The organism is Chamaesiphon polymorphus CCALA 037, assembly GCF_003003845.1.
In the GTDB taxonomy this organism is placed as follows: Bacteria; Cyanobacteriota; Cyanobacteriia; order Cyanobacteriales; family Chamaesiphonaceae; genus Chamaesiphon; species Chamaesiphon polymorphus.
Genome location: NZ_PVWO01000102.1, coordinates 1 through 14,486, shown reverse-complemented (window position 1 = coordinate 14,486; position 14,486 = coordinate 1). Strand labels below are relative to the sequence as shown.

General features: G+C 45.4%; 10 protein-coding genes. 6 read left to right on the top strand and 4 right to left on the bottom strand.

All coding sequences use genetic code 11. From position 1 onward, the window contains the following. The 4 genes from C7B77_RS10255 to C7B77_RS10240 all read right to left on the bottom strand — a co-directional run. Positions 1–2,533 (bottom strand): carboxypeptidase regulatory-like domain-containing protein (locus C7B77_RS10255; RefSeq protein ID WP_181243798.1); only part of this gene is annotated, 2,533 nt, incomplete at its 3' end. A gap of 472 nt (positions 2,534–3,005) precedes the next feature. Continuing rightward, positions 3,006–3,821, bottom strand: coding sequence for a fimbrial biogenesis chaperone (locus tag C7B77_RS10250; protein ID WP_106303732.1), 816 nt, complete (start codon positions 3,819–3,821; stop codon positions 3,006–3,008). A gap of 178 nt (positions 3,822–3,999) precedes the next feature. Next, positions 4,000–4,527 carry a hypothetical protein gene (locus C7B77_RS10245; RefSeq protein ID WP_106303729.1) on the bottom strand — a complete coding sequence of 176 codons (528 nt, stop codon included), beginning with the start codon at positions 4,525–4,527 and terminating at the stop codon, positions 4,000–4,002. A gap of 80 nt (positions 4,528–4,607) precedes the next feature. After that, the gene (locus C7B77_RS10240) at positions 4,608–5,102 is read right to left on the bottom strand and encodes a hypothetical protein (RefSeq protein ID WP_106303727.1); all 495 of its coding nucleotides are present in this window, start codon (positions 5,100–5,102) and stop codon (positions 4,608–4,610) included. Between the two features lie 635 nt (positions 5,103–5,737). Here C7B77_RS10240 and C7B77_RS10235 point away from each other — a divergent pair. The 6 genes from C7B77_RS10235 to C7B77_RS10210 all read left to right on the top strand — a co-directional run bounded on the left by C7B77_RS10235 (position 5,738) and on the right by C7B77_RS10210 (position 14,416). After that, positions 5,738–7,045 (top strand): ATP-binding protein, encoded by a 1,308-nt coding sequence (locus tag C7B77_RS10235; RefSeq protein ID WP_106303724.1) that lies wholly within the window; start codon positions 5,738–5,740, stop codon positions 7,043–7,045. 56 nt (positions 7,046–7,101) lie between these two features. Continuing rightward, positions 7,102–9,654, top strand: coding sequence for an endonuclease MutS2 (locus tag C7B77_RS10230; protein ID WP_106303721.1), 2,553 nt, complete (start codon positions 7,102–7,104; stop codon positions 9,652–9,654). 62 nt (positions 9,655–9,716) lie between these two features. Beyond that, entirely contained in the window at positions 9,717–10,370 is a 654-nt protein-coding gene (locus C7B77_RS10225; RefSeq protein ID WP_106303718.1) for a Uma2 family endonuclease, read from the top strand. 287 nt (positions 10,371–10,657) lie between these two features. Beyond that, positions 10,658–11,674, top strand: a complete 1,017-nt coding sequence (locus C7B77_RS10220) for a glycosyltransferase family 2 protein (RefSeq protein ID WP_106303715.1) — start codon at positions 10,658–10,660, stop codon at positions 11,672–11,674. A 152-nt stretch (positions 11,675–11,826) separates the two neighbouring features. After that, on the top strand, positions 11,827–13,314 hold the full coding sequence (locus C7B77_RS10215) for an NAD(P)/FAD-dependent oxidoreductase (RefSeq protein ID WP_106303712.1): 1,488 nt from the start codon (positions 11,827–11,829) through the stop codon (positions 13,312–13,314). 199 nt (positions 13,315–13,513) lie between these two features. Further along, positions 13,514–14,416: a glycosyltransferase family 2 protein gene (locus C7B77_RS10210; RefSeq protein ID WP_106303709.1), complete on the top strand. Its 903-nt coding sequence runs from the start codon at positions 13,514–13,516 to the stop codon at positions 14,414–14,416. Positions 14,417–14,486 lie beyond the last annotated feature (70 nt).

Genomic DNA, 14,486 nt, shown 5'->3' with positions numbered 1-14,486 from the left:
CGCTGATTGTGAGTTGGTATTCGCCTTGTTCTAAGCCTTCTAAGTAATAAACACCCGCATCGTTGGTTACGGAAGTTATTTTAGTTTTAGTTTTAATGGAAGTTGCTGCTACTGTTGCGCCTGCAACAGCTTTACCTTGTTTGTCGGCGACTACGCCAGTATAAATATAGGCAGGTACGAGCGGAATGTCGATCGCCACGTTACTGCCAGCGATGACATCTACACGGATGGCATCGATCGAACTGCGATAATTAATCGGATAGCCAGCCGGATCGATATCTAAGCGATAGCTATTGGGCGGTAGTTTAACAATGACGCCATTATCGGCGACTTCTGGGCGTAGATCGTTGAGTGGTTTGTTATTAATTCGATATAGTAGTGGATCTACATAAACTTCTTCGCCAGCATCTCTTTTACCATTATTATTTTTGTCTAAAAATCCCGACATGCTAATGCGACCGAGGTTGCGGAATTCATCGATACTGTTATCAGTGCCCCGAATGCCACCTCCCGTCAGTAGACTGGCATTAAATTCGATCGCATAACTACTGCCGCCCGTCTCTGAACCTCCACGATAACTGCCACGCACTTGGAATCCAGGCAAGGGGTAAAAATCAATCCCCACGATCGCGCCACTGCTCGTACTGCTAAAACCATAACCGAGTTCGCTCTGCCAAATCGATTGACCGTTAGCATTAACACCTGGAGATCGATATCGCCACACTAGACTGGTAAGCGTAGAACTGCTGTTAGTGCCACTGTTATTTGCCTGATAACTAGCAGTAATTTCGCTACCGCCGCTAGTTGCTTTAGGATTTAATTGGTAAGAAACTTGAGAGGTAATGGCGGATTCATTCAGTTGTAAGCCAAGCTGCCAATTTTGGAAGCGTTGAGTAGCCGCTAGGCGCATTCTCAATCGATCGTCGATATCGCCACGTAGGGAGGTAGAAGTAGCAGCAATGCTATCGCTGGTATAGTACTGTCCGCCGATCGATACACCCCTACTGGTATCGATATTACTAAAGGTAGTAAAGTTGGGCGTAAGTCGCCAGTTGGCATCAGCACGGGTGGAAAAGCGATCGGTATTAGCACTCAGGAAGAAGTCTTGAGAAGGCGTATAGTTTAATTTGCCTACAAGATCTAATCGATCGCCTGTAGAGACAGCAGCGGATACCTGCAAGGGGAGGCGATCGGGCTGCCAAAATAATTCCCCGATCGCACCAATATTTGCACCAGCTTGAGGATCGCTGACTACCCCAACTCCAAGGGTGAGAGATTCATTCGCACCCCAACGATACAATGCCCCACCTTTGGGATCGCTAAAGGTACCAAAAAAGTCCGTAGGGGTGCGATTCAATCCTGCCGAAACGACAAGTGCCGAACTCCCGACAGGAATTTGTCCTGGTGTCGTAATAAATTTTGCTTCTTGGACGAATGGATTGGCGGTTAATTGACCGTTGGGATAGATTAAAACCCGATAATCTTGGCCGAAACTGCTATCTTGTCCGTTACCGACGATGACATTCTCAAATCGATAAATCCCCGAACTATCGATTAGGATTTCCCGAATCGGAGTCGTTTCAAACCCGCGTACTAACTGTACCAAACTCCCTGGTTGCGCCCGCCCAGAAATTACTCTGCCTACTCGTGAAGACTGTAAGCGATCGGTGACTAAAAAATCGCTACCAGATAGTTCCACTGGTGGTGTAAACCCATTCCGAAAAATTCCCGTTACGCCCCAATAATTACCCGAAGAGCTACCTCGGCTCCAAAATGGGGTTTGAGAGCCGATGGCGATGTCTGATTGTGGGCGTTGACGGAGGATCGTCAGTTCGTCTAGCTTCCAGGTTTGCAGTCCATCGATTTTGGGTTGTTGAATTGTGAGAAACCAACTAGCATCAAAAATACTCCCGATCGCTTTAAATTCGCCCTGATTCGTGCTGCTTTGGTCGCTTTGACCCGAAGTAGTAATTCGCTGTTGGAGTGCCGCCATGGACAAATTACCCGACCTCATTACGGGTAATCCATCTAGATCGATCGGACGATCGACGATATTTTCGCCCCTTTCCGCTCGATCGATTGCTGGTGCGGTAATATCGATCGCGTATTTATTGATATCGAATTTGGCAGTAATCCCCGGAATTGTATTGAGATCTTGAATCGCAATCGCCGTACCCAAAACCGGATCTTTAACTAATTTATTCGCATCTAGGTTAAATTTAAATAGAGTCGATTTAATTTCGATCTGTTCGTTAATTGGTTCGCCGACTTTGAGATTGAGAGCCGATTTAATCTCTTCCCACGGCACCAACCATCGCTCGAATTCAATCGCTTTTTCGCCATCTTCCTTACCCCGCACGTTCATACTTGGCAGGACACTTTTACCATTGATATTTAAACCAACTGGCAAAATTGCATTATTTTGAGGAATTGTTGCTGGAGCAACAGATGGCGACTGAACTATTTTTTTGTCTTCTTCTACCGCGATCGCTTTACCACTGAACAAACACACCAAATATCCAACTAGAAACATCAGTTGGTTTAAATTAGCACATAATTTAAATACCTTTACTAATATAGATTCTGGGTACATCATTTCGATCGTTAACTTGGCGATCGGATCGATCTATTACGGTTGAGCTTGTCTTTTTACATTGTGGCAAACAAAATGTTCGATTGAATACTGATAAAATACCTAAAACTTACGATCTTTAGATCTTAAAATTGCTCGATCGTGCCGATCTTAAAGTCCTCTGTCTCCATGGTTGAGGAGCAGAGGACACTATATTTGTATTTAAGGTAAGTTGCTAGTTAATCTTTAACTCAATACCCCTGACTTCTCCCAGAAGTTCTACGGTGTATACACAAGTCTGTTAGACTTCGTTTTGAGATCTAAATCTCCCCTAACCCCATTTTAAGGGCAAGGCCAGAAGTCGGGGGCGTCCTAAGTAACTTGGCAGTTTCTGTAACTAGTAACTTAGGTTATTTGACTAGATAAGATCCGACTACTTAGCTGGAATATTGAGATCTAGCGCAAATGGAACTTCTTTACCACCACCGTTAATCTTACCAACTAACTTATATTGACCTGGAGCTAGTTTAGTCTTCTCATCCAATTTTAGGTCGATCGCTCGTTCTTTGCCAGTCTGAACGATTACTCCTCGAACCTCACTATTAACTATGGATTTACCACCCTGCTCGATTTGCCAATTGATGGTTGGATAGGCAGATGCTTGTCCTTGATTTTTTAGCACCAATCTAGGCGATTTGTTCTGGTTATTCCAACCTACGCTAACTGCACTTAATTGGGGAGTGACATTGCCTTTAGTGACAAAAAATAATGAAGCGATTTGTGGTCTAATAATCGTGACAAACTTCTGATTGGGATCTGTAATTTTGCGTTCGGTCAAGTCTTCAGTAAAGATTGCTACTCGATATTCTCCATCCGGCTGACTTGGTGGAATGGTAATATTTAATCTCACATCTCTGGTCACCCCAGGCGCGATCGTTAATTCTTTGGGTGAAAATTGTAAGAACGGAGAGGCACTGTTCGGATGATTGGCGATCTTGACATATCCTTTGTCTTTGTCATAATCAAAATCTTGTGCATAAATCCGCGTTCTGATCGGTATAGTGCCTCTATTCGTAACCGAAAAAGTAGACCGTGATTGAGACCCTTGGAGTTGGCTCAATGTCACTACTGGCGAGACAGTAATCGAAATCTCTTGTGCCCGTACCGTGCTAACCAAAGCAACTAAGCTAGTGCCAACGATACCCATGCCAACAAGGGTAGTTAATAAATTTGTTATTTTATTTGTCATATTTATTTATAAAGAAGATTTAACAACAATAGTTACGGGGCTATTTAAGAGGATGTATTTAGTCTTTCACAAGTATTCCCAAATAGCTCCTAAAACACAGCACAGCAGGATTTCAATTAGAAACCCTGACTGTGCTGTTCGATCGATTCTATCTATCAATATTCACCAACGTCGATGATTAAGGAGCTAGCGTAACCGAAATAGTAGCAACATATGTGCCAGCTCGCAGTAAGCTCGAATCGGCTAAGCCTGTTTCGATTCGAGCTTGAAGACTAAACTTATCGCCACCATCAGAAGTTGTAGTCGTTACCTCGAAACTTGCAGGATTTTCACTGAGAGTACCAAGAGTAGTTAGAGCACGATAGACTCCATCACCACCACCAAAGCCACCTCTGACGAGATAATTATCAGGAGCTGGAACACCGTCCAATGTAAATGTAGGCTTGTTAGCAGTTATAGTGTGACCGCCAGTGTTACAGACAGTTTCTAGCTGTGGTTGTGTACCCCATTCAGTACCAATTTTGCTAGGAAGAGTAGCATTACCCTCCACAGAACCTCTTGATTTAACGACCATAGCACAAGTAGGTCTTACCACTACAGTTGAAGTAACAGAAGAAGTAGAAGAAGCAGGAGGAGCAGCATGAGCGGTACCTGCGAATGCAGCTAATAAGCCAGTTGCAGCCAAGATGGATAGAAACTTGTTCATGATTTTTTTGGGTTGTGTGATGAATGTGTAGTATCTGCCGATTGCAGAACTTATTGAAAGGTGTAACTGCTTTTTTACAGTTACTTACGACTGGAGGGTGCGATCTCCAAGGCAGCACTTATAGAGAGTCGATAATCACTACCGCTTCTGAGTAACTTCCCTTCCTGTCCGACAATCTCCACCATCAATCGAGCATTACCTCTGCCATCGCCTTGAGAGCTAATGGGAATGGTAATAATAGTTGAGGTTGGATTGGGATTCGCACCAGCTAACAGTCCCGAACTATTGACAAACCGCATCGAGCCAATGCCGTTATGCACGACGATCGGTTCTAGCGTTACTGACAAATTGCCTAAAGCATTACCTTGGCAGACAATCGCCAGATCCAAAATGCCGGACACCCGTGTGGGCGGTAAGGAATTTTGCATCAGTTCTCCACCCCTGAAAGTAACGATCTGACAAGAGGGAGTTGGTTCGGTTGCTAACGCAATTGGTACCGATCGAGCGAGATTTCCGGAACTCAACCACAACCAACTAGCAACAGTAACAAATTGGATAAATTGCGACCGATACATAGTTGAGCGTGGGCGATAAAGCCAGAAAGAGATTTGTAACAGTGGAATAAACCGAAGAGTTGTCACTCAAGGTAGATTCATTGATACAATAAAGACAAGATATTTTTGATGCTTGTGTGTCAGCGAGAGAATTGGCCACCATCGTGGTGCAAGACCGCACTGCGATTGAAATCGCTTTTATCGATCGCTGCCTCACTTTTAGCTCAAACAGGCTGAATACTGTCTGTCTATTTGGTTTGCAGCAATCTCAATTGCTAACTTTCAACATAATACTTCGACCATCAAAAAAATGTCAGTACTGCAAAGTACTCTGCACGGCAATCTTCAGGATTTTTAAAAGATTTGGCCTAGGTTTTTGGTGCTTTCTCGTTGTTAGATCGGATTTTTGCAGTAGTTTTTGATACAACAAGATCGCACTTTCTCAATGTTGATTGTTCGGATCTATACATCGATACAGATCGATCGTCAGCAATCGATCGACCTATTCAGTATTTAGTTGTCAAGCAGAACGACCGATCGTGTAATCGATCGTCGCTTGCTCGTAGCACAAAAAACTAAGTACTCAAAAGTACTTTCGATCGGCAAAGTTTCAATTTGACTTACTCGATCGAGCGGACTCTGAGCTAGTCAAATAAATGTTACAATATGTTAATGGTCGATCGAATATCAATGTGGAATTAGCACAAGCATGTACCCTGCTCGATCGGATTTCGCTCGAGCAACGCGGTCGTAGATTAGAACCGATCGAAAAAGAAATTTTAACCGTAGCCTGGGAAAACCAGCCATATCAGAGTATCCAAACGCATCAAGAGCAAACAGTCAAAAATCGAGCAGCGCGACTGTGGCAAGATCTATCGCAACTGCTCGACACCAAAGTCAGCAAACAAAACGTCCGTCAGATCCTCACCACGCTAGATGCCGAGTCACTACTTGGGATAGTACCGCCAGCGATCGAAACTTTTGGCAAACCGCGATTCTTTGGGAGAACCGCCGAACTCTACCAGCTCCAAGCCACGATCGATCTAGGCAACCATCAATTTATCTGGTTGTATGGGATGAAAGGCATCGGTAAAACGGCGATCGCCAGACATTTTATCACCCAATTTTCAGAAAATTTAGCCGCAAAATTCGAGCGAGTGGTCTGGATTGCCCCAGACAAAACTTTATCGCTAACCGATGTTTTAGCAAGCGTTCTTCAAGCATTAGATAGTAGATCGGCTAAATTATCATTAGATTTACAGCCATTGCTTGACAAAATACTATTTATTTTACAAAGCCAAAAATGTTTTTTGGTATTAGATAATGCCGACTCACTCTTGGCAGATAACGCCCTAACTGAGTTAACCGATCGCCAAGCAGCTCTCAACTTTTTAGATCTATTCAATCGATCGAAACATCAAAGCTGTTGCATCGCGATCGTCGATCGATCTCCGCCCCGGATCGATGCTGGTAGTAGTATTCGAGCGATCGAAATTGCTGGACTCGATCGCCGCTCCTGCCAAAGACTACTCGAACATAGCGAACTCATCGGCACCCCCGCAGACTGGGATCTGCTCGTGAATAAATATCGCGGCAATCCCCAAGCACTCAAACCGATCGCCAATACAATTAGAGATATATTCGATCGCGATATTAGTAAATTTTTAGCTGCCAATATTCTGGTATATTATCGAATTGAAAATATATTGTCCGAACAACTAAATTATTTATCCCAGGCAGAAATTGCTTTTCTCTCATATTTATCCCGTCAACAAGAGCCGCTTTCACTCGATCGCATCCTCACCGATCTGCGATCTGCGATCGGTGAGACAGATATTATTAGGACTTTAGATAAATTAGTCGCTCGCTATTTAATCGATGCTAGAGATGGCAAATTCTCTGTGCCAGAATCGATCGGCGAGTATGTCAAGATGCAGTATCCAGAAATTAGTTCGAGCGGGTAAATCTCTAATTGTCCGGATCTATAATAGTTATAAGTACAACATCAGGTGTAGAGCGCGTGGCGATTCAGGCAGAGACGTTAGAGTTATTGGAGTGGTCGCGATTGTGTCAGCAGGTAGCGACATTTGCCGCCACAAAGTTGGGTACGATCGCCGCCAGAAATTTGGTAATTCCCCAAAGTCCGAGCGTCAGTCTGAATCTCCTCGCCCAAACTAAAGAGGTGTATGACTTAGAAACCCGCTTGACAGGCGGATTGTCTCTAGACGGGATCGAAGATTTTGGCGATGCGCTCGAACGCGCCGCCATCCAGGGAATGCTCTCGGGGAAGGAGTTGCACGAGATCGCCACTACCCTAGCGGGAATGCGGAAGTTACGCCGCACGATCGAGAGCGAAGAAAATATCCCAGTTTTACAGGAATTAGTCGCCGACGTGCGGACTTATCCCGAATTAGAGCAAGATATCTATCACTGTATCGACGATCGCGGCGACGTCACCGATCGATCGAGTGAGAAATTAGCCCAGGTACGGGTGCAGCTCAAAGGCTTGCGCGATCGGATTTATAAGTTTCTCAACAGTCTGATCCAGCGTCAATCTAATGCCGTCCAACAACCATTGATCGTTCAACGGGGCGATCGATTTGTCATCCCCGTCAAAGCAACTCATAAAGATGCGATTCCTGGTGTCGTTCACGATAGCTCTGGGAGCGGCTCGACTTTATATGTCGAACCCCAGCAAATCATCAATCTCGGCAACCAACTCCGCCAACTCCAACGCCAAGAACAGCGGGAGATCGAAGCGGTACTGATGGCTCTGACTGCCAAAGTCACTGAAGTAGTTGAAGATCTCGAACACTTGCTTGTCGTTGCTACCACGATCGATCTCGCCACTGCCAAAGCGAGATACAGCCTGTGGTTGGAAGCCAATCCGCCCAGATTTGTAGATCGAGCCGCCAGCGAATATATCACCCTGCGCCAACTGCGCCACCCCTTACTAATCTGGAAACACCGCCACGAAGAAGGCTCCCCTGTCGTCCCGATCGATCTATCGATCCGCCCAGACATCCGCGTAGTCACCATTACAGGCCCCAACACGGGCGGTAAAACTGTCACCCTCAAAACTCTCGCGATCGTGGCTTTGATGGCCAAGGTGGGGCTATTTATCCCCGCCCGCGAGCCAGTCGAGATCCCCTGGTTCGACCTCATTCTCGCCGATATCGGCGACGAACAATCTCTGCAACAAAGTCTCTCTACTTTTTCGGGACATATTCGGCGGATCGGGCGGATTTTGGATGCGATCGAGAAGTTGGGAGTTGAGAGTGAGGAGTTGGGAGAAGAAGAGACAGATAGAGCTAATAGAGAGACAGTTTTGTCTGATGATATTCGTAACCCTAATCTAACAACGACTTTTGACGAACAAGTTTTAAAAGACTCACTCCGCGCTCCCAACTCCCAACTCCCAACTCCCAACTCCCTCATCCTCCTCGATGAAGTGGGAGCCGGAACCGATCCTGCTGAAGGAAGTGCGTTGGCGATCGCGTTGTTGCAATATTTAGCCGATCGGGCGATGCTGACGATCGCGAGTACGCACTATGGCGAGTTAAAAGCTCTTAAATATCAAGACAGTCGCTTTGAAAATGCGTCTGTTGAATTTGATGATGTCAATCTTGCGCCGACTTATCGCTTATTATGGGGCATCCCCGGTCGATCGAATGCCCTATCGATCGCCCAAAGATTGGGTTTGAATCCGGCGGTAATTGAGAATGCCAAATCTCAAGTGATTTTGGGTGCAACGCAAGAGGTAAACGAAGTTATTGCGGGACTAGAAGCACAACGCCGCACTCAAGAAACTAAAGCCAATGAAGCAGCTACTATTCTAAAACAAGCCGAAGCATTCTATCTTGAAGTTTCCCAAAAAGCCGCGCAATTGCAAGCCCGCGAGCAGGAACTCAAACTAAATCAGGAACGCGCCATCCAAGCCGCCATCGCCGAAGCCAAAGGCGAAATCGCCCAAGTGATTCGCCAACTCCAGCAAGGCCCCCAAACCGCCCAGGCTGCTCAGCAAGCCACCTCCGAACTCGATGACGTCTCTAACCGTCGTCTGCCAGCAAAAGCCACCCCCAAGCCGCCTGTCGGCTTCAATCCGAAGGTTGGCGATCGGATCCGCATCCCCAAGATCGGGCAAAAAGCCGAAGTCCTGAGCGAAGTAGACGACAACGGCAATCTCAATGTCAAATTCGGCATCATGAAAATGAATGTTGCTTTAGCTGACATCGAATCTTTGACGGGTGAAAAAGCTATCATCCCACCGAAAAAATCAGCAGCAAAAGTCCCTGGTACCGCAACTCCCGCCCCTCCACCAGTGGCAATTCGGACATCGACAAATACAGTAGATGTGCGTGGACAAAGAGTGATGAATGCCGAGACGGAAATCGAACGCGCGATCGGGCGTGCGTATCAATCGGGTATTATGTGGGTGATTCATGGCAAAGGTACGGGCAAACTCCGTGAAGGCGTGCATGAATTTTTATCCCATCATCCGCAGGTCGATCGCTTTGAATTAGCAGGCGAAAAAGACGGTGGCGGCGGTGTGACGATCGCTTATCTCAAGTAAGGCGTTGGGTTTGGCTACAAACTACCCACTAATCTAACCATAATAGTTGAGGGTAAAATATTATGATTTCTGTAGTGCCGATTATCGCTCCAGTGCTGGTAGGCGAACGTCGAGTGGTTTTTAAAAATATTACTTGGCAGGGTTATCAACAACTGCTGGGGATTTTGGGCGAACATCGGGCGACAAAATTGACATTCGATCGAGGAATTTTAGAAATTACAATGCCATTAGAGGAACATGAATTTTCTGGTCGTTTAATCGAACGCATGATTATCATTCTAGTAGTAGAGCTAGGCTTGAAAATCAAGACAATGGGTTCGACAACACTCGATCGATCGGACTTAGATCGCGGTGCTGAGCCAGACAATGCCTACTATATTCAAAATCAATCCCGCGTGGCTGGGCGCAAAGTAGATCTAGCCACAGATCCGCCGCCCGATTTGGTTGTAGAAGTAGATATCACCCATACCGATATCAATAAACCAGCTCTCTATGCAGCAATGGGAGTGCCAGAATTTTGGCGATATAATGGGCGAGAATGGCTAATCTATCAACTTCAAGGCGATCGATATTTAGAAGTATCTTGTAGCCCAACTTTCCCAATGGTATCGAAAGAAAAGCTCTATGAATTTTTGGCAATTGCCCAAACAGATGAAGTAGAGGCTGAGGTTAATTTGCGTCAATGGTTCAGATCGGCGATCGAGTCTCAAGCCTGAATCGATTTCGATCGATTGAAATTGGTGGGCGAAAAAGATGGTGTGACGATCGCCGATCTCCAGTAATCGTGACATGAAATACAAAAAAAGACTTTTTTGTCAAGATTTTTCAATTAGTGATTTTGCTGGTATTTTAATCTAGTGTAGAATCTGCATAGATATCGGCTGTTTACCTATGTGCGCGAATTGTCCCAACGAACACCACAGCACTAACAGAGTCGATCGCGAATAAATATTAAATTTGTGGATAAGCTGTTTACCGATTAGAATTCAAGGAGATATTCGATTTGATAGTTTCGATCGTGATTCCGGTGTATAACGGTGGCGAGAGCTTCCAAAAATGTCTATCTAGTCTCCAACAGTTCGTGCCGCCAGAAACTGAAGTCGTGGTTGTCGTCGATGGTGGGACAGATCGTTCAGAGCAGCTAGCTCGCTCTTTTGGTGCAAAGGTTGTCACGTTTCCGACAGCAAGCGGGCCAGCGCGAGCGCGAAATCACGGTGCCAAAATTGCCACGGGGGACATATTGTTATTTCTCGATGCCGATGTGACAATTCATGCTGACACGCTGCCCCAGGTGAGGAAAATTTTTGAGGAGCGATCGGATGTCGCCGCATTAATTGGCTCTTATGATGATGCGCCTGGTGCGCCGAATTTTTTGTCGCAATACAAAAATTTATTTCATCATTACACTCATCAAACTGGGGTGACAGAAGCTTCGACGTTCTGGGGAGCTTGTGGCGCAATTCGCCGCGATGTGTTTCTCGAACTAGGTGGCTTTGATGAAAATTATCGTTATCCGTCAGTCGAAGATATAGATCTGGGCTATCGGTTAAAGAAGGCAGGATATCGGATTGAGTTATGTAAAACCGTTTTGGTAAAACATCTCAAATGCTGGCGACTGCTAAATCTGCTCAAAGCTGAATTTTTCTATCGGGCATTACCTTGGACTGAATTGATTTGGCGCGATCGACAATTTGTTAACGATCTCAATCTCCAGATTTCTAGTCGAATCTCCATTATCTTGGCTTATTGCTTGGCGATCTCTGTGCCGATCGCTTTTTTGTGGATTGGTGCTGTGGCGATCGCGATGCTATTTGGTTTAGCTTTGCTATTTATCAACTGGCCAGTTTATCAATTTTTCTACCAGCAACGCGGCGGGTGGTTTGCCTGTGGCACCGTGTTTTGGCACTGGCTGTATTTTTTGTATGGCGGACTGGCGTTTGCGATCGGGACGATCCGCTATCATTCAGTCAGCCGACACACACCCCACCAACCCAAGCTCTTAGAAATTTTGGAATTGTAAAGCACAAGCTGTGACAATAGGCAGATGGATCTCAAAAAATCTGGTAATATACCAAATTATATATAAATTGAGAATACGCCAAATGGCTTAATCTATGATTTATAAGAACGCGATCGACCGAGCCTTCTGAGCAAATCAATCGAGGAAAATACATGACACGATACCCCGTTGCAATTGTCGGTGCAGGCCCAGCCGGACTCACAGCAGGCTACGAACTAGTCAAACGTGGCATCCAGACGCTCATCTTGGAACAAGCCCCCCTCGTCGGTGGTATTTCCCGCACAGAGATGTATAAAGGGTACCGATTTGATATCGGCGGACATCGGTTTTTTACCAAAGTGCCCCAGGTCGATCGCTTTTGGCATGAAATTCTCGATAAAGAATTCATTCAAGTCCCGCGCCTATCGCGGATTTATTATCAGGGCAAGTTTTATAACTACCCACTATCTGTATCCAATACCCTCTCAAATGTGGGTATATTCAACAGCGGCTTGATGGTGATGAGCTATTTCCAAGCCAAGCTCAAATCTACTTTGAAGCTGACCCCCGAACCGGAGACATTTGAAGAGTGGGTGACCGATCGATTTGGCGAACGCCTGTATCGCACTTTTTTCAAAACTTATACCGAAAAAGTGTGGGGGATTCCCTGCAACCAAATTCGTGCAGATTGGGCAGCACAGCGGATTAATGGCATGTCACTGCGGCGAGTCGTCATTAATGCGGTGTTTGGCTCTCAAAATGCCAAAAGCTTGATTAAAAAATTCGACTACCCGATTTTAGGGCCAGGGATGATGTGGGAACGCACTCAGGAACTAATCGAGCAAAAAGGTGGTGAGGTGCGCCTGAATACGACAGTGAAGCGGATCGAGCGATCGGGCAAGCGGATCGAGCGGATGACGATCGAGCAAAATGGCAAAATCCAGCAAATTGAAGCCGATGAGTTTATTTCGACGATGCCTGTAACTGCTTTGCTGCAACGCCTCGATCCCTTGCCACCGCCAGAAGTTATCGCAGCAGCCAAAGGCTTGAAATATCGCGATTTTTTGATTGTTGCATTGATTATCGATCGCGACGATCTATTTCCTGACAACTGGATTTATATTCACAGTCCTGAATTTAAGGTGGGGAGGATTCAGAATTTCAAAAACTGGAGCGCGGCAATGGTACCAGAAGCGGGTAAAACTTGCTTGGGAATGGAATATTTTTGTAACGATAGCGATGAATTGTGGGGTCGATCGACTGAAGAACTAATCGCACTCGCAACCCAAGAAGCGATCGATCTGAATATTGGCGTTTTACCAGGCGACGTGAAAGATGGTACCGTAATTCGGCAGCCCAAAGCTTATCCGGTTTATGATGGTGAATATCGTCAGCATTTACAGGTAATTCAGGACTATTTAGAAACATTTGAAAATCTGCAAACTGTCGGCAGAAATGGGATGCACCGTTATAACAATCAAGATCATTCGATGCTGACTGCCATGCTCGCCGTCCAGAATATTTTGGGCGAACGGCACGATCTGTGGAATGTAAATGTGGAACGGTCTTATCATGAAGAGTTCACGAAAGAACAATGGACGATCGCCAAACAAAAGTTGGCTGCCGAACAAAGTTTGCTCGAACGCGCAACCGCTGTTTAATTTGCACCGATTGGAATGGGTAAATCGAGCTGGAGTCTGCTATCGCTGCTGTCGGTAGTCTTAAATTTGACGTGATTTGCGATCGCCCAGTTTATTTCAGAAACTAGCGAACATCGGACAGTTGTGGCGATCGCGATCGTCAAACAAAACTTCAGCCTAAAAATTTATCTCCATTTGTTGTGAGTATTATTAAATTATGATGTCATCATATCAATTTTCGATTGTCATTCCCACTTACAATCGCCCCGATCGACTCCGCACCTGTCTAGAAGCGATCGCTAAAATTGAATACCCAAAAACTAATTTTGAAGTAATTGTTGTCGATGATGGTAGTAAGCTGCCACTCGATCCGATCGTCGCTCCATTCAAAACCGATCTAACGCTGAAACTATTACGACAAGAAAATGCTGGCCCTGCCAGTGCGCGCAATACCGGAGCCGCGATCGCGACCGGAAAATTTATCGTTTTTACAGATGATGATTGCCTACCAGCAACTAATTGGCTGTCTATTTTAGCAACTCAGTTTGAATCGAAGTCTCAGGCATTAATCGGCGGGCAAACAATTAATGCCCTCCCTGAAAATGTTTACTCGACAGCTAGTCAACTGCTCATCGATTACATCTATGAATATTATAATCATGGTGAGGGAACGGCTAATTTTTTTGCCTCTAATAACTTCGCAATGCCTGTAGAAAAATTTAGATCGATCGCGGGTTTCGATACCACCTTTCCACTGGCAGCAGGAGAAGATCGGGAGTTTTGCGATCGGTGGCTAGATCGTGGTGGCATATTGGTTTACGCACCACAGGCACAAGTTTATCACGCCCATCACTTAACTTTATCAACATTTTGGCGACAACATTTCAACTATGGACGCGGCGCATTTTGTTTTCATCAATCCCGCGCCCAACGCAGTCGATCGCCAATGACAGTAGAGCCGCTATCGTTCTATTTTAAATTACTAACTTATCCACTATTTAAAGTTTCACTCCCAAAGTCGATATATTTAAGTCTGTTAATGTTTTTATCTCAGGTAGCTAATGTAATGGGTTTCTTTTACGAGCGGCAAGCTGCTGGTTCGCGAGTACCCAATCTTGCCTAATTAACCAATTCGACTATTAACTCAAGTGGCTAGTACTCGACGGCATAAGTAAAGCAACCATTGCCTATAC

Bases quoted from the DNA above. Each gene is read 5' to 3' on its own strand.
- C7B77_RS10250 (WP_106303732.1), bottom strand. From the start codon at position 3,821: ATGACAAATAAAATAACAAATTTATTAACTACCCTTGTTGGCATGGGT.
- C7B77_RS10245 (WP_106303729.1), bottom strand. From the start codon at position 4,527: ATGAACAAGTTTCTATCCATCTTGGCTGCAACTGGCTTATTAGCTGCA.
- C7B77_RS10240 (WP_106303727.1), bottom strand. From the start codon at position 5,102: ATGTATCGGTCGCAATTTATCCAATTTGTTACTGTTGCTAGTTGGTTG.
- C7B77_RS10235 (WP_106303724.1), top strand. From the start codon at position 5,738: ATGTTACAATATGTTAATGGTCGATCGAATATCAATGTGGAATTAGCA.
- C7B77_RS10225 (WP_106303718.1), top strand. From the start codon at position 9,717: ATGATTTCTGTAGTGCCGATTATCGCTCCAGTGCTGGTAGGCGAACGT.
- C7B77_RS10215 (WP_106303712.1), top strand. From the start codon at position 11,827: ATGACACGATACCCCGTTGCAATTGTCGGTGCAGGCCCAGCCGGACTC.
- C7B77_RS10210 (WP_106303709.1), top strand. From the start codon at position 13,514: ATGTCATCATATCAATTTTCGATTGTCATTCCCACTTACAATCGCCCC.